The sequence below is a fragment of the Desulfofalx alkaliphila DSM 12257 genome (assembly GCF_000711975.1).
GTDB lineage: Bacteria > Bacillota > Desulfotomaculia > Desulfotomaculales > Desulfohalotomaculaceae > Desulfofalx > Desulfofalx alkaliphila.
In genome coordinates, this window is the sequence record NZ_JONT01000014.1 from 1 (window position 1) to 15,462 (window position 15,462).

Below are 15,462 nucleotides of genomic sequence, written 5' to 3' on the forward strand. Positions count from 1 at the left end.
AGCTCTGCAGGGCCGATGGTACTAGGGCATAAGCCCTGGGAGAGTAGGTCGTTGCCGAAATAAAATTTGACCCCTGGGAGAACCCAGGGGTTTTTTTATTTAGCTCATTATTTGATTGTTTTTTTGCCATAATAAAATAAAAAACAGGGGGTTTTATAATATGACGCACCAACCCGGTTATTTTGGACACTATGGCGGGCAATATGTACCTGATCAATTAAAACCTGCACTGCAAGAATTAGAGGAAGCTTACCTGACAATACGTCAAGACCCTGAATTTTTTCGTGAATTAAGATATTACTTAAAATATTATGTGGGTCGTCCATCCCCGCTGTATCATGCGCGGGGTTTATCCTCTTATCTGGGTGGGGCTCAAATCTACCTAAAAAGGGAGGATTTAAACCATACCGGTGCCCATAAAATTAACAACGCCATAGGACAAATACTGTTAGCCCGCAAAATGGGCAAAAAAAGAATAATTGCAGAAACCGGCGCAGGGCAGCACGGTGTGGCCACTGCCACGGCGGCGGCCATGTTTAATCTGCCATGTACAATTTTTATGGGTGAAGAGGATATACGCCGTCAGGAGCTAAATGTATTTCGGATGCGCATGCTTGGTGCTGAAATAAGGTCTGTGGCCAGAGGAAGCCGTACTTTAGCTGAAGCAGTTGATGATGCATTAAATTACTGGGTACAAAATTTGGAAGATACATATTATCTTATTGGTTCAGCGGTGGGGCCACACCCCTTTCCCACCATGGTGCGGGATTTTCAAGCAATTATCGGCCATGAAGCCCGATACCAAATACTTGAACAGGCAGGAAGGCTACCTGATTACGTCATTGCATGTGTTGGCGGTGGAAGTAATGCCATAGGTATTTTTACTTCATTCCTCGGGGATGCAGCTGTTCAGCTGATAGGGGCAGAAGCAGGCGGTATTAATTTGGAAAACGGCCAGCATGCAGCCACAATGACACTGGGCAGACCGGCAATTTTGCATGGTTGTCGTACCTATGTACTGCAAGATGATCAGGGCGGAGTAATGCCGGTGTACTCAATTTCCGCCGGCTTAGACTACCCAGGGGTAGGGCCGGAGTTGAGTTATTTAAAGGATGGCGGACGGGTAAAGTTTGTGCCCATAAAGGACAGGGAAGCCTTGGATGCATTTCAGTTGATATGTAAAACAGAAGGTATTATACCGGCATTGGAAAGTTCCCATGCCTTGGCTGAAGCAATGAAACTTGCCCCCAAGTTGTCATCCCAGCATATTTTGCTGGTTAGTTTATCTGGCCGTGGCGACAAGGACGTGCACCAGGTGGCAGAAGTGCTGGGAAAGCAAATACAGCAATAAAAACATTTTCTTGTACCTTTTGATGATAAAGTTATTGACTGCCACCGGTGTTTTGTGCTATCTTCTTATAAATCAGAGCCTAGTTTAGATGAGTTATAGTTAAGAAGAGTTGAGCTGAGAAGAGTTGGGTTAGTTTTATAGGTGATTATGCGGGCATAGTAGTGCCCTTTTTTGCCATTAACCAGTACTCTTTCTGAGTGCTGGTTTTTTTATTTTACCCTTTAAATATGGAGGTGATAAAAGAGTGCTTACCGAGCAGCAGTACATTGATTTAAGCAGTGAGTACAATTTAATCCCGGTGTATCGGCAGTGGCTGGCTGATACTGAAACCCCTGTTACGGTGTATCAAAAATTAAAACCGCTAAATCCTGTTTATTTGTTGGAAAGTGTTGATGGGGGGCAGCAGGTGACCCGTTACTCTTTTATTGGACTAAAGCCCTTTGCCACCTTTTCCAGCAAGGGCACGGATGTTGTTTTCAGCAGTGACGGTGAGGTAAAAAAACTTAGCGGTAAACCCTTGGATTTACTGTATGGTGTTTTGTGCCGGTATCATTGCCCTAAATTGCCGGGATTGCCCAGGTTTTATGGTGGGGCGGTGGGGTACATTGGCTACGATGCCGTCACCACCCTGGAGAAGCTGCCCCAGACCACCCTTGATGATCTTAACTTGCCCGATACCTTCTTTGTCTTGTGCAGTGTGGTGCTGATCTTTGATCATCTAAAACACACAATAACCGGGGTGGTAAACAGCAGGGTAATAACAGATGCCTCTGCCGGCTACAGGGATGCTCAAAATACCTTGGATGAAATTCAACAATTGATGCAGCAACACGCCCCGCTGGAGCTACCCCTTAATACCACTGCCGGACCGGTGAAATCTAACTGTACCAGAGAAGAATTCATTGCCCAGGTGAAAAAGGCAAAGGAATACATTGCCGCCGGTGATGTCTTTCAAGTGGTGCTGTCAAAACGATTTAGCTGCCACTATTCCGGTGATCCTTTTCAGGTCTACCGTCGGCTGCGCAGTTTAAACCCTTCACCCTACATGTATTATCTGAATTTTGGTGCTGCCTCCATTGTCGGTGCTTCACCGGAAATGCTGGTGAGGGTAGAAGGAGGACTGGTGCAGACACAGCCCATAGCAGGTACCCGTCCCCGGGGTGTGGATGAAGACCATGACAACCGGCTGGCTGCCGATTTGTTGGCTGATAGGAAGGAGCAGGCGGAGCATATAATGCTGGTGGATTTAGGCCGAACTGATTTGGGGCGGGTTTGCCAGCCGGGCAGTGTCAGGGTTGACAGCTACATGCAAGTGGAGAAGTACTCCCATGTTATGCATCTGGTATCAAGTGTTAAAGGGGTACTTAAGGATGAATTCACACCCATAGATGCCTTTAAGGCATGTTTTCCTGCCGGTACAGTCAGTGGAGCCCCTAAAATACCGGCCATGGAAATTATAGATGAGCTGGAATCCACCAGGCGCGGCATATATTCCGGTGCCATTGGCTACCTGGGTTTTAACCGCTCCTTAGATACCGCCATTGCAATTCGTACCATTGTCTTTCACAATAAGAACGCTTATTTTCAGGCGGGGGCAGGCATAGTGGCCGACTCTGATCCGGAAAGTGAATATCTGGAAACTATCAATAAGGCAGCGGTGTTGGCCAAGGCACTGGGTATAGAAAAATTAAAACTCACCAAGGCAGGGGCTCAAAGCAGGGTGTTGGCATGATAACTTATTAACCGGCCAATTGGAGGGCAGATCCGACAATAATGTATCACTTTCCAATTGTTGACCCAGGGGCCCTTTATAGTGCCCCATATGGGTATTTAGAGAAGAGACTGGAAGAGGAGAGATGAGTATGATACAAAGGGCAATTAAAATGGTGGTGGCAGGCCGGCATCTTGATGAGGAGCAGGCTGCTGCAGTGATGACAGAAATAATGGAGGGCCGGGCCAGCGGTTCGCAAATTGCATCACTTCTTACCGCACTGCATCTAAAGGGCGAAACGGTGGACGAAATAACCGGTTTTGCCCGGGTGATGAGGCAAATGGCTACCCCGATCAGGAGCAGTCATCCTTTGTTGGTGGATACCTGCGGCACCGGGGGCGATGGCAAAGGAACCTTTAACATATCCACTACCGCTGCCATAGTATTGGCCGCTGCCGGTGCAAAGGTGGCCAAACACGGTAATCGTTCGGTGAGCAGCCGTGCCGGCAGTGCCGATGTGCTGGAGGCTTTAAAAGTAAATATAAATATCACAGCCCGGCAGGCTGAACGCTGTTTGGAAGAAGTGGGCATTTGTTTTATGTTTGCCCCTAACTTACATGGGGCAATGAAACATGCCGCCCAAACCCGAAAAGAAATTGGCATACGCACAGTGTTTAATATCCTTGGCCCACTAACCAACCCTGCCAAGGCCCAAACACAGGTGCTGGGGGTATATGCCGCGGATTTGGTGGAAAAAATGGCCCAGGCACTGGTTAGGTTGGGCAGCACCCGGGCATTTGTGCTGCACGGGGCCGGAGGATTGGATGAAATATCCCCGGTGGGGCTTGCCCATATTTGTGAAGTGCGTGCAGGGGAGGTGCACCGCTACACCATAGACCCGGCAGAGTATGGTTTTGCCCCTGCCAAGGTTGAGGACCTCGCTGGGGGTGATGCTGAAGAAAATGCCCGGATCACCAAAGAAATTTTAGCCGGTGCCACCGGCCCCAAAAGGGATGCTGTGGTGTTAAATGCTGCCTTAGGGCTGATATGTTCAGGCATTGTCAGTAATTTAAAAGACGGAATTGCCGTTGCCCAAAGGGCCATAGACAGTGGTGCTGCCATTAAGAAACTGGAACAACTGGTAAAAGTCACTTCGACCATGGGCGGTAAAGAGGTGATTAGTTTCTAATGTTACGGCAAATATTAGAGCATAAACAGGTGGAAGTAAAGCAGCAAATGCAGCAAATACCGCTGGATACAATGAGAAAATTTGCCATGTCAATATCTGCAACCCGGAGCTTTGCCCGGGCCTTAAATAAACCCGGTGCAGTGCAAGTAATTGCTGAAGTAAAGAGACGCTCACCGTCTAAGGGCTTGCTGTGTACCAACTTTAATCATTTGACGCTGGCAAAGGAATATACCGCTTCGGGGGCAGCTGCCATATCGGTACTCACCGACAGCAAGTTTTTCGGCGGACATAATCAATTTTTGGCGGATATTAGAAAAATCACTTCACTTCCCTTGCTGCGCAAGGATTTTATCATCCACCCCTATCAGGTTTACCAAACCAAGGTCCTGGGGGCTGATGCACTCCTGCTTATAGTCGCTGCCTTGGATGAGGATACCTTGATTGAGCTGTACCGCCTATCCGTTAACCTTGGCTTAGAGGTGCTGGTGGAGGTTCACAATGAAAGTGAGCTAAAACGGGCGCTGGCCTTGGGGGCTACGCTTATCGGCATTAATAACCGCAACCTGCACACCTTTAAAACGGATATTGAAACCACTGTGGAATTGTGTTCGCTAATTGATAATTTAGGGATAACAGTGGTTAGCGAAAGTGGCATTAAAGATGCAGCGGACATAAAAAAGTTGGCCCGGCACGGCGTCAGTGCGGTGTTGGTGGGGGAAACGCTGGTTAAACATCCAACCCCCGGTGAACGATTGCAGCAGTTGCTGCGGGGGTGCAGGTGCCATGAATAAACAGGTGCGGGTAAAGATATGCGGCATCATGGATGCCCACACAGCCCTAGGGGCGGTAAAATTGGGCGCCCATGCTTTAGGGTTTGTGTTTGCCCCGAGCAAACGCCAAGTATCTGCTGAGCTGGCCCGAAGCATTATTAAAAGGCTGCCGCCTTTGGTCAGTAAAGTAGGTGTATTTGTGGATGCTCCGCTGGATGAAGTTAACGGCCTTGCTCGGTATTGTCAATTGGATGCAGTGCAGCTACACGGAGATGAACTGCCGGAGTACGTGTCTAAAATTGAATTGCCGGTTATTAAGGCATTCCGTGTAAAGGATAAGAGTGTACTGGATCGGGCAGTGAATTTTCCTGCCGCTGCCATCTTGCTGGATACCTATACCCCCGGTGTTGCCGGGGGTACGGGCAAAACCTTTAACTGGCACCTGCTGGAGCCAGGGACCATCAAAAGACCGCTGATACTGGCCGGGGGTCTCACCCCAGATAACGTTGGCGAAGCAGTTAAATTGGTGCGCCCATACGCCGTTGACGTGTCCAGCGGTGTGGAAACAAACGGTGTTAAAGATTTAAATAAAATTGCCTTGTTTATAGATGAGCTGAGGAGAGGGGTTAATATATGATGATGCAAGCACCCGATGAGCGAGGGTATTTTGGACTTTATGGCGGGCGCTTTGTGCCGGAAACACTGATGCCTGCTTTGGAAGAACTGTGCGAAAGCTATCGGTCCGTAAAAAATGATGCGGAGTTTGAGGCAGAGCTTAATTACTATCTGAGCAAATACGTGGGACGTCAAACCCCGCTGTATTTTGCAGCGGGGTTAACCCGCCATTGCAATGGAGCCCGGATTTATCTTAAAAGGGAAGATCTAAACCATACCGGTGCCCATAAAATTAACAATACCATCGGCCAGCTGCTTTTAGCCAGGCGAATGGGTAAAAAGAGAATCATTGCTGAAACCGGTGCCGGCCAGCACGGGGTGGCCACCGCCACCGCTGCGGCCCTGTTTGGGTTACAATGTGTTATTTATATGGGCGAAGAGGATATTAAACGACAGGCTTTAAACGTCTTTCGCATGAAACTGCTGGGTGCCGAAGTGGTGGCGGTTAAAGGGGGCAGCCGTACCCTAAAGGATGCCATGAATGAGGCCATAAGGGATTGGGTGACCAATGTGCAAACCACCTACTACTGCATTGGCTCCGTTGCAGGGCCTCACCCCTATCCCCAAATGGTGAGGGATTTTCAAGCAATAATTGGCAGGGAAACTAAGGAGCAAATTATTGAACAGACCAAAGGCTTGCCACAATATATTGTTGCCTGTGTAGGGGGCGGCAGCAATGCCATGGGTATTTTTTATCCCTTTTTGCAGCACCGAGAGGTTGCACTGGTGGGTGTAGAGGCGGCAGGAAAGGGATTAAACAGCGGGCGGCATGCCGCCACCCTGACCATGGGCAGCCCCGGGGTGTTACACGGAAGCCACAGCTACATTTTACAGGATCAGGACGGACAGGTACTGCCGGTGCACTCCATTTCAGCGGGGCTGGATTACCCGGGGGTTGGTCCGGAGCACAGTTATCTAAAAGATATTGGCCGGGTGAAATACTATGCTGTTACCGATGACGAAGCCTTGGATGCTTTCAAATTATTGTGTCGCACTGACGGTATCATTCCGGCGCTGGAGAGCGCCCATGCTCTGGCCCAGGCGGTAAAGATGGCGCCGAAACTGGCAAAGGATACAGTTATTATTGTCAACCTTTCAGGCCGGGGAGATAAAGATGTAAACACAGTGGCTGAAATGATGGGGGTGGAGATATAATGAATAGAGTGGAGCAGTGTTTTGAAAAACTTAAGGCACAGAATCAAAAGGCCTTTATCCCCTTTATCACTGCCGGTGATCCGCACCTGGATGTCACTGTGGAACTGGTAAAGGCGATGGATGTTTCCGGGGCCGATATCATCGAGCTGGGGGTGCCTTACTCTGATCCCATGGCTGACGGCCCGATAATTCAAGCTGCCTGCCAGCGGGCTCTTAAGGCAGGCGTTACCCTGCGGAGAATACTTTATGCGGTGCAAGAGATTCGCCGCAGCAGTCAGGTACCGCTGGTGCTGATGTCATATTACAATCCCATATTGCAGTACGGTTTAAAAAACTTTGTGCTTGATGCGGTTAGCAGCGGGGTGGACGGGGTTATCGTGCCCGATCTACCTGTGGAGGAATGTTTGCCGCTATATAAGAGTGCCTTGGAAAAGGGGCTTTGCCTAATACCCTTGGTAGCACCCACCACCACCCAAGAGCGGTTAAGTAAAATAGCCGAGCTTGCCATGGGATTTATTTATTGCGTTTCGGTAACAGGTATTACCGGCCTTAGGCAGGAATTTAATAGTGAAATATCGAAGTTGACTAACCGTGTTCGCTGTGCGTCTTCACTGCCAATAGCTATCGGGTTTGGTGTTTCTTCTCCGGCCCAAGCGGTGACTGTGGCTCAATACTGTGATGCAGTTATTGTGGGCAGCGCCATAGTTAATATCATAGGGCGTGACCCTGGCAATGCCGTCCACAAGGTGGCAAGGGCAGTGGCTGAATATAAAGCAGCGTGTTCTAGTAGGGGGTTTTTTTAATGCCGTCTTATCACTTAGTAAGTCGTAAATATAGAAAAGAAGATACCGTTATCCGGTTAGCAACCACTGAGGTGGGTGGCGGCAGCACTGTGATTATTGCCGGGCCCTGTGCAGTTGAAGATCGTGAACTGATGTTGCAACTGGCGCCCTTGCTAAAAAATATGGGTGTGGATGTGCTGCGGGGCGGTGCCTTTAAACCGAGAACATCACCCTACTCTTTCCAAGGGCTGGGCGAAGAGGGCCTGCAAATATTAAATGAGGCCGGACGTGCTGCCGGTTTGCCGGTGGTCACTGAATTGATGGATGCCCGGGATCTTGATATTGTTTACCGCTACACTGACATCATTCAGATAGGCAGCCGTAACATGCAGAATTTTACACTGCTAAGGGAAGTGGGTCAGACTGACAAGCCAGTACTGCTAAAACGGGGACTTTCGGCCACCATTGAAGAATGGCTGTTGGCTGCGGAGTATATTTTAGCAGAAGGGAACCAACAGGTGATATTGTGCGAGCGGGGTATTCGCACCTTTGAAACCTATACCCGTAACACATTGGATATAGGTGCACTGGCTGCAGCTAAACACCTTTCACACCTGCCGGTAATAGCGGACCCCAGCCACGCCACCGGCAGAAGGGAATTGGTTGCCCCCGCCGCCAAGGCAGCGGTTGCCGCCGGGGCAGACGGCCTAATTATTGAAGTGCACCCCAAACCGAAGGAAGCAAAATCAGACGGTTCCCAGTCCCTGCTGCCGGAAGAACTGGCAGTTCTTATCAAGGAAGTAAAGGCCTTGGCTTCAAATATTAAAAAATAAAAGAAAGGGGTAATTAATATGCCGTTTATAAACATCAAAATCGCAAAGGATAATGTAACTGCCGAGAAAAAAGCAGAACTAATCAAAGGAGTAACCCAGCTTATGGTGGATGTGCTTGGCAAGAACCCTAATTCCACAATGGTACTGATTGAAGAAGTGGAAACCGACAACTGGGGCATTGGCGGCGAGACAGTAACCCAGCGCAGACAAAAGGGTAATTAATCTAAGAACAGACAGAGAAGAGATTAAATGAAGATGGCGAAACTGTTTAAAAATAATAAAATAACGGTTGCCCTTTTAGGACTACTTTGCATAGCATTACTTTCCGGTGTCTTGTTGACAAAGGCTAAGGGTATCAACCCGGGGGATGAAACTGCAGCTGATCTTTCGGCCAGGATGGCAGATTATGAGGCTAATGTGCTGCTAAAGTATAAATCTCCCTATATTGGAAACGCCAGTAACGTTTCTAATCTTTTAAGCACCCTGCCCCTGGGAGAATATAAACAGGGGATAGCACTTGATACCGAGGAGGAGCCCTATGGTTTAAACGTTAATTATCATATAACAGAATTGCCTTATATTGATAGGGATTATATAAATAAATATTTTCGAACCAATTCAGTGGTCTTGTTCAGTTTGATAGATAATTTGGATGTCATTGGATATAAGGTTAAGGTGGAGGATAAGGACTACCACTATCAATACACCAGAGATTCCCTGCAAGGTAATTTTGAGCAAGACTTAAGGGAGTACTCAAAGGACAAAAATCAATTTGAGAACCTTTTATCTATTATTAAGACTGAACTCTTGATGTCAACAGGCGCCCCAATGACCCTTGAACAGGCGGTATCAAAGGCAATAATCAGTCAAGAATCCCCTTTTAGGGATGGAGAGTGTGCAACAGAGGGGCATGTAATACTTGACACAAAGGAGAAGAGGGGAGTTATTACCTGTTATACCATAGCCGGCTCTGGCTCTTTTGGTTTTGAAAACGGTATTTTTACAAGTATTAGCGGTACCGGTGCTACCCCAACGGTAATGACCTTTAGAAGGGGTGAGGATGGGAGCTATACCTTATTGGAGTACAAACGGCCCATGGATGGGGACTATTATGTCAAATCAATAAAGAAGATGTTCCCAAGAAGCTTATATGATACAGTGCTATCTGCACATGAGTTTTATCCTAAGCTCAGCAAGCAGCAGGAGGAACAGGCTAGGGCATATCTGCAATCAATAGGTAGAAATGCCCAGGTATCTGCCGACTATGTGGAAAAGGAGCTTCTGGATATTGATGTTGGGGCCTCAAATAAGTTATTTGGGGAAATACAAGAATACAATCCTTATATTGCAAACTACCCCTACTGGGTGGGAACAGTAGAAAAAATAGAAGACGGTGAAAGATATATCTATGAGACCTCCCAAGGCAAAACCGCTGATGGATACGACCTTGTGTCTTTTAAAAAGACAAAAGAAGATGGTACTCTAGTGGAAGAGTTCCATTATGAAATAGTGGGCAGCGAACCACAACTTATCTTAGCCGAGGGCAGGCCGGAATTGATTCCCCATTGACAACTTGTAAACAAGACCAGCTCCACTGGGTTATTGCAATCCTTTAGATATGCCACCCCCTATAAGCGGTAATTTATTCCCCTTAACCGGGCATTACAAGTGAATGCCTTAGGCAAGTTATATTTATGCAAAAAGGTGTATAAAACTTTTTTAAAACAGCAGGAAAACTTACCAAAAAAGAAGTAATAAGTATTAGTTAATATATGAAGGGGGTTATAGAATGGCAGCTAAAAAAATCCTAATGTTAGTGGGAGACTATGTTGAGGATTATGAAGCAATGGTTCCTTTTCAAATGCTCACCATGGTGGGCCATTCCGTGGATACGGTTTGCCCCGGGAAAAAGGCCGGGGAAACAGTGGCCACCGCAATTCATGATTTTGAGGGTGAGCAGACTTACAGCGAAAAAAGAGGGCACAACTTTGCCATCACCGCTACCTTTGAGGAGATAAAGGCCGAGGATTACGATGCCTTAGTAATTCCGGGTGGCAGGGCGCCGGAATATATCCGCTTAAACGAGCAGGTGCTGGACATAGTTCGTCACTTTGCTGCTGAAAACAAACCTATAGCAGCAGTATGCCATGGCCAGCAAGTTCTAGTCACAGCGGGCGTGGTGGAAGGTAAGTTGTGCACTGCCTACCCTGCGGTTAAACCGGACCTAATTAAGGCAGGTGCAACTTGGGGTGAAGTTAACGATACCTTTTCCAATGCCTATGTGGACGGTAACCTAGTTACTGCTGCAGCCTGGCCCGGTCATCCCGAATGGATGCGGAAGTTTTTAGAGCTGTTAGGAACAAAAATTGAACCATAAAATACTGTTTTAAAAGGGCGCATTTTGCGCCCTTTTCGTTTAATGGTTAGCTAGGATTAATTATTGTTAAGGAATAAAATATGTGGGCAATTATGGTAAAATACTGGAGGGCAAATCTGTATCTAGAGGAGTAATGCTATGATGGAACCAATTGTAATAGCAAGGGACCTGCAAAAGAGCTATGGTGATTTTCAAGCGGTAAAAGGCATTAATTTTAAAATTTATCCAGGGCAATGTTTTGGCATTCTAGGGCCAAACGGTGCCGGCAAAACTACCACAGTGTCCATGCTTTATTGCTTCTTACCGATAACAGCAGGCCGGTTAGAAGTGCTGGGTATGGATGTAAATAATTACCCCCGTGAAATAAAGGGGAAGTTAGGTGTTGTACCCCAAGATAATAATTTAGATTTAGAGCTGACGGTTTTAGAGAATTTATTGTTATACGCCAGCTATTTTGACATAAAAAAGGCTGCTGCCAAGGAAAGGGCATTGGAGCTGCTGGCCTTTTTCAATCTGCTGGAAAAAAGAGATGTTGATGTGGAACAATTGTCGGGCGGCATGAAAAGGCGCCTGGCCCTGGCCCGTGGATTAATAAATTCACCGGAAATTCTTATTTTGGACGAACCCACAACGGGTCTTGATCCTGAGGCCAGGCATATTATTTGGCAGCATTTGCGCTTGTTAAAGCAGCAAGGACTAACTATTGTCTTGACTACCCATTACCTAGAGGAGGCCAGTCAGCTTTGCGACTATCTGTTTATTATTGACCAGGGTAAAATTATAGCGGAAGGTTCTCCGGAGGTTTTGGTTGAAAAACACATCGGTAAACATGTGATAGAACTGGAACTTTCGGAAGAAAAGCACCGGTTGATACTGGAAGAATTAAATACATCTATTAAGGGACACCAGCTCTTAGGCAGCACCCTTTTTCTGTACTTATATGACGAAGGCCAGGCGCTGGTGAGTAAACTACAGCAATATCCATTTATATCTTACCAACTGCTGCGTCCTGCCAACCTGGAAGACGTATTTTTGAAATTAACAGGAAAGGGATTAGGCGATGAATAGATATGCATTGAAAGTACTGTGGAGAAATATAGTGGTCTTTAAAAAAACCTGGCTCACCAGTGTGACCTTTTATTTTGTAGAGCCCATGTTGTATTTAACCGCCATGGGCTTGGGATTAGGGGCCTTTGTTGGTGAAATTAACGGTACACCCTATATTCAATTTATTGCCCCTGGTATTATTGCTACGTCGGCCATGTGGGTGGCTGCCTCCGAGAGCACCTATGGCTCCTTTGTAAAAATGCAATATCAAAAAACATATCATGCCATGGTGGCTACTCCCTTAAATATTGAAGAGGTGGTGGCCGGGGAAATTCTTTATGCCACCTTTAAAGCCATTGTCTACGGGACCATAATTCTTTTAGTGATTACAGCCTTTGGTTTGGTTGCTTCACCCTGGGCCTTGTTAACACCGTTGGTATTGGTGCTGGCGGGATTGATCTTTGCTTTGCTGGGTATGATTTGGACAGGTCTGGTGGCTAAAATTGATTCGTTTTCTTTTTTCTTCACCCTGGTGATTACTCCCATGTTTCTTTTTTCAGGAATATTCTTCCCCCTTGATAGCCTGCCGGGCATTGTGCAAATTGCTGCCTGGTTTTTGCCCCTTTACCATGTGGTGGAGTTGCTGCGTTCCCTGGCCTTTGGGGAAGTGGGGCTGTTTTTACTTGCCCATGTGGGAGTTTTGCTTTTTACCATAGTAATTTTATACCCCTTTCCAAAGCGTTTGATTAAAAATAAGTTGGGAATATAAAAAACTTTGGAGAGTTTTTTTATATTCCCCTGACGCCTTTTTATTTTGGGTTTATTTCACGAACCCAACCAAATTCATCTTTTACCTTGCCATATTGAATGGCTGTCAGGCGGTCATAAATAGCCTGTGTTATGTCACCTACCCTATTATTGCCAATGACGTAGTTTTTGCCCTTATAAAACAGCGAACCCACCGGGGATATTGCGGCAGCGGTACCTGAACCAAAAACTTCAGTTACCGCCCCATGGGCAACACCTTCCAGCACCTGGTCAATGGAGATTAATCTTTCCTCCACCTTATAACCCATGCTTTGAGCTAGTTTTAGCACTGAATCCCTTGTGATTCCAGGAAGAATAGAGCCGGTAAGGGGTGGAGTTACCAGCGTAGACCCAAAGACCACAAAGACATTCATTGCCCCTACTTCTTCAAGATACCTGTGCTCTTTGGCATCTAACCAGAGCACCTGGGAGTAACCCAGTTCTTGAGCCCTATGCCCGGCCAGTAAACTGGCGGCGTAATTTCCGCCGGCCTTAATATCTCCAACTCCGCCTGGAATAGCCCGGGCCATTTGATCTTCAACATATATACCCACGGGTTTGAAACCTTCCTTAAAATAAGGGCCAACGGGAGATAGGATGATATAAAAAAGGTATTCTTTTGAAGAGCGCACGCCTAAAAAGGCTTCTACTCCCATCATGGCCGGGCGAATATAAAGTGAGGTGCCGGGTGCCTTAGGTATCCACTGCTTCTCCAGACTGATCAATTCATTTAGTGCATTTAAGAACAACTCTTCGGGTATTTCAGGCATGCACAGCCTTCTGGCAGATCTATTCATCCGCCGGGCATTTTCCTCCGGTCTAAATAATAATACTTTTTCATCTTCGCTCAGGTAAGCCTTCAAACCTTCAAATATCTCCTGGGAATAATGAAAAACACTTGCTGCCGGGTGAAGGGCAAAGGGTTCCAGTTTGCTGATTTTACCCTTGTACCAACCCAGTTCTTCGTTATACCGCATGGTGAACATATGATCAGTAAAGTGCTTCCCAAACCCCAGGCTATCTACCTGTGTAAAAGGTGGCCGCATTTATAAATCCCCCTATTGTTAATTTTTAATTACTTAATACCATAACCGGCAGGTAAAACATTGTAAATATCCAATTCCTAATAATATAAGAACAATTGGATACTATGAGGGGGTTTTTTAGAAATGGATATATCCAAACACCTGGTGGGCATCAAATTGGATCGGCAATCCAGTGAGCCCCTATACTTGCAAATTGCCAAAGTTATTGAAAATAAAATTATTGATAATACCCTGCCGCCGGCAACCAAACTGCCTCCTGAGCGCGAACTAAGTTCCCTTTTTAAAGTCAGCCGCACAACCGCCATCAATGCTTACAGATGGCTTGAGCAGCAGGGATTGGTGATAACCAAGGTTGGTAGTGGAACTTATGTCAGTGAGCCTCCAAACAATTCTAATGTCACGACCCAGGTACCCTGGTCACAGTTGTTTATACCCTATGTTCAAACCCCTGTATCATCAATACTTAAGGAACTTGTTTCCATTCCCCTTGACCGAGACCTGATATCTTTGGCCACCGGCATGCCCGATCCTTCGCTATATCCAATAGACAAATTTAAAGAACTTCTCAATAGACATATTGATCATTTAGAAAGATCAAGCTTTGGTTATATTGCCACAGAGGGTTTTACACCGCTGCGTCATTCAGTTTCTCGAATGTTGAACAATAAAGGCATCGAGTCAACATGGGGAAATACCATGATATTGTCCGGGTCACAACAGGGGCTATACTTAATGGGTAAAGCTATGCTGGCACCCGGGGATTATGTTGTTGTGGAGTCTCCTACCTATACCGGTGCAATTCAAATCTTTCAAGCCATGGGTGTAAAGGTTTTAATACTGCCTGTGTCTAAAATTTTTCCCTTGGATATTTTAGAAGATTTTCTAATTAGGTACAGGCCAAAAATATTCTATACTAACCCTACTTTCAGAAACCCGACGGGGGATGTTTTATCAGAAGGGGATCGAAGGCAACTAATAAATCTAGCGGCAAGGCATCGCTTGGTAGTCGTTGAAGATGACGCATACGGGGATTTGTATTATGGGGATAATCCGCCACCATCATTGAAAGCCTTAGATAACTACGGAGGGGTGGTATATTTGGGCACCTTTTCTAAAGTACTAATGCCCGGCCTGCGCCTGGGTTACATTAACGGTCACCCGACTCTAATCCAACGGCTTGCCTTAGAAAAACAATACAACGATCTGCATAGCAATAATATTTCCCAATGGCTAATGCACTTGTTTCTAGATGAAGGCCATATGGAAGAACATCTGTCTTTAATTCGCCGGCAATACAAAAACAGACGCAATTTAATGATAAAGGCATTAAAACATTATTTTGATGATAATATCTTGCAATATGAAACACCGGACGGAGGTTTTTATATTTGGTGTAAAATACAAAACTCCGTTACCTCTTCTAAGCTATTGCAAGAGTCACTAAAAAAGGGTGTCTTCTTTGCGCCTGGGGAGGCCTTTTATACCATGCCCTCTGATGATAAAGAATTCCGCCTCAGTTTTGCATCTAATTCAGAGGATACTTTGGTGGAAGGCATAAGAAGGTTAAGTGACGCATTTAATTCAGCAAGTAAAACTAAAAGCCAAAGAACTAAAACAAACATAAGACTTGATTATTTAATTAACTGATTTCATTATTGCCTGTGCTCACCGGCATGGATAGTTAGTAGTGAGAAGGAATATTTGGTAATAATGGAGTAA

15 protein-coding genes are annotated in these 15,462 nt (G+C 46.2%); 14 read left to right on the forward strand and 1 reads right to left on the reverse strand.

The window, feature by feature from the left end:
* The first annotated feature begins 160 nt into the window (after nt 1-160).
* The 13 genes from trpB (BR02_RS0108660) (at nt 161) to BR02_RS0108720 (ending at nt 12,659) form a co-directional block, all read left to right on the forward strand.
* The gene (gene trpB / locus BR02_RS0108660; protein ID WP_031516204.1) at nt 161-1,351 is read left to right on the forward strand and encodes a tryptophan synthase subunit beta; all 1,191 of its coding nucleotides are present in this window, start codon (nt 161-163) and stop codon (nt 1,349-1,351) included.
* Between the two features lie 244 nt (nt 1,352-1,595).
* Nucleotides 1,596-3,083 (forward strand): anthranilate synthase component I, encoded by a 1,488-nt coding sequence (gene trpE / locus BR02_RS0108665; RefSeq protein ID WP_051688228.1) that lies wholly within the window; start codon nt 1,596-1,598, stop codon nt 3,081-3,083.
* 130 nt (nt 3,084-3,213) lie between these two features.
* A complete protein-coding gene (trpD, locus tag BR02_RS0108670) occupies nt 3,214-4,251 on the forward strand; it encodes an anthranilate phosphoribosyltransferase (RefSeq protein WP_031516208.1) in 1,038 nt (345 codons plus the stop codon).
* Complete coding sequence (gene trpC / locus BR02_RS0108675) at nt 4,251-5,042, forward strand: indole-3-glycerol phosphate synthase TrpC (protein WP_031516210.1); 792 nt, start codon at nt 4,251-4,253, stop codon at nt 5,040-5,042. The genes trpD and trpC overlap by 1 nt, the downstream gene beginning before the upstream one ends.
* The gene (locus BR02_RS0108680) at nt 5,035-5,658 is read left to right on the forward strand and encodes a phosphoribosylanthranilate isomerase (RefSeq protein ID WP_031516212.1); all 624 of its coding nucleotides are present in this window, start codon (nt 5,035-5,037) and stop codon (nt 5,656-5,658) included. Before trpC ends, BR02_RS0108680 begins: the two co-directional genes overlap by 8 nt.
* On the forward strand, nt 5,655-6,851 hold the full coding sequence (gene trpB, locus BR02_RS0108685; RefSeq protein ID WP_031516214.1) for a tryptophan synthase subunit beta: 1,197 nt from the start codon (nt 5,655-5,657) through the stop codon (nt 6,849-6,851). The genes BR02_RS0108680 and trpB (BR02_RS0108685) overlap by 4 nt, the downstream gene beginning before the upstream one ends.
* Nucleotides 6,851-7,654: a tryptophan synthase subunit alpha gene (trpA, locus tag BR02_RS0108690; protein ID WP_031516216.1), complete on the forward strand. Its 804-nt coding sequence runs from the start codon at nt 6,851-6,853 to the stop codon at nt 7,652-7,654. The genes trpB (BR02_RS0108685) and trpA overlap by 1 nt, the downstream gene beginning before the upstream one ends.
* On the forward strand, nt 7,654-8,466 hold the full coding sequence (gene aroF / locus BR02_RS0108695) for a 3-deoxy-7-phosphoheptulonate synthase (protein WP_051688229.1): 813 nt from the start codon (nt 7,654-7,656) through the stop codon (nt 8,464-8,466). Before trpA ends, aroF begins: the two co-directional genes overlap by 1 nt.
* Before the next feature lie 18 nt (nt 8,467-8,484).
* A complete protein-coding gene (locus BR02_RS0108700; protein ID WP_031516220.1) occupies nt 8,485-8,688 on the forward strand; it encodes a 2-hydroxymuconate tautomerase family protein in 204 nt (67 codons plus the stop codon).
* Between the two features lie 27 nt (nt 8,689-8,715).
* Entirely contained in the window at nt 8,716-10,035 is a 1,320-nt protein-coding gene (locus tag BR02_RS15090) for a DUF4825 domain-containing protein (RefSeq protein ID WP_084170995.1), read from the forward strand.
* A 220-nt stretch (nt 10,036-10,255) separates the two neighbouring features.
* Nucleotides 10,256-10,843, forward strand: coding sequence for a DJ-1/PfpI family protein (locus BR02_RS0108710; RefSeq protein WP_031516224.1), 588 nt, complete (start codon nt 10,256-10,258; stop codon nt 10,841-10,843).
* A 138-nt stretch (nt 10,844-10,981) separates the two neighbouring features.
* Nucleotides 10,982-11,911 (forward strand): ABC transporter ATP-binding protein, encoded by a 930-nt coding sequence (locus tag BR02_RS0108715; RefSeq protein WP_031516226.1) that lies wholly within the window; start codon nt 10,982-10,984, stop codon nt 11,909-11,911.
* Complete coding sequence (locus tag BR02_RS0108720; protein ID WP_031516228.1) at nt 11,904-12,659, forward strand: ABC transporter permease; 756 nt, start codon at nt 11,904-11,906, stop codon at nt 12,657-12,659. The genes BR02_RS0108715 and BR02_RS0108720 overlap by 8 nt, the downstream gene beginning before the upstream one ends.
* A 40-nt stretch (nt 12,660-12,699) precedes the next feature.
* Here BR02_RS0108720 and BR02_RS0108725 read toward each other — a convergent pair whose 3' ends face one another.
* On the reverse strand, nt 12,700-13,743 hold the full coding sequence (locus BR02_RS0108725) for a branched-chain amino acid aminotransferase (protein WP_034639093.1): 1,044 nt from the start codon (nt 13,741-13,743) through the stop codon (nt 12,700-12,702).
* A gap of 123 nt (nt 13,744-13,866) precedes the next feature.
* Between BR02_RS0108725 and pdxR the strand changes: the two genes are divergently transcribed.
* Entirely contained in the window at nt 13,867-15,390 is a 1,524-nt protein-coding gene (gene pdxR / locus BR02_RS0108730; RefSeq protein WP_031516232.1) for a MocR-like pyridoxine biosynthesis transcription factor PdxR, read from the forward strand.
* Nucleotides 15,391-15,462: the final 72 nt, after the last annotated feature.

Excerpts from the sequence above, each read along its gene's own strand:
- trpB (WP_031516204.1), top strand. The coding sequence starts at position 161 with ATGACGCACCAACCCGGTTATTTTGGACACTATGGCGGGCAATATGTA.
- trpD (WP_031516208.1), top strand. The coding sequence starts at position 3,214 with ATGATACAAAGGGCAATTAAAATGGTGGTGGCAGGCCGGCATCTTGAT.
- trpC (WP_031516210.1), top strand. The coding sequence starts at position 4,251 with ATGTTACGGCAAATATTAGAGCATAAACAGGTGGAAGTAAAGCAGCAA.
- BR02_RS0108680 (WP_031516212.1), top strand. The coding sequence starts at position 5,035 with ATGAATAAACAGGTGCGGGTAAAGATATGCGGCATCATGGATGCCCAC.
- trpB (WP_031516214.1), top strand. The coding sequence starts at position 5,655 with ATGATGATGCAAGCACCCGATGAGCGAGGGTATTTTGGACTTTATGGC.
- trpA (WP_031516216.1), top strand. The coding sequence starts at position 6,851 with ATGAATAGAGTGGAGCAGTGTTTTGAAAAACTTAAGGCACAGAATCAA.
- aroF (WP_051688229.1), top strand. The coding sequence starts at position 7,654 with ATGCCGTCTTATCACTTAGTAAGTCGTAAATATAGAAAAGAAGATACC.
- BR02_RS0108700 (WP_031516220.1), top strand. The coding sequence starts at position 8,485 with ATGCCGTTTATAAACATCAAAATCGCAAAGGATAATGTAACTGCCGAG.
- BR02_RS15090 (WP_084170995.1), top strand. The coding sequence starts at position 8,716 with ATGAAGATGGCGAAACTGTTTAAAAATAATAAAATAACGGTTGCCCTT.
- BR02_RS0108710 (WP_031516224.1), top strand. The coding sequence starts at position 10,256 with ATGGCAGCTAAAAAAATCCTAATGTTAGTGGGAGACTATGTTGAGGAT.
- BR02_RS0108715 (WP_031516226.1), top strand. The coding sequence starts at position 10,982 with ATGATGGAACCAATTGTAATAGCAAGGGACCTGCAAAAGAGCTATGGT.
- BR02_RS0108720 (WP_031516228.1), top strand. The coding sequence starts at position 11,904 with ATGAATAGATATGCATTGAAAGTACTGTGGAGAAATATAGTGGTCTTT.
- BR02_RS0108725 (WP_034639093.1), bottom strand. The coding sequence starts at position 13,743 with ATGCGGCCACCTTTTACACAGGTAGATAGCCTGGGGTTTGGGAAGCAC.
- pdxR (WP_031516232.1), top strand. The coding sequence starts at position 13,867 with ATGGATATATCCAAACACCTGGTGGGCATCAAATTGGATCGGCAATCC.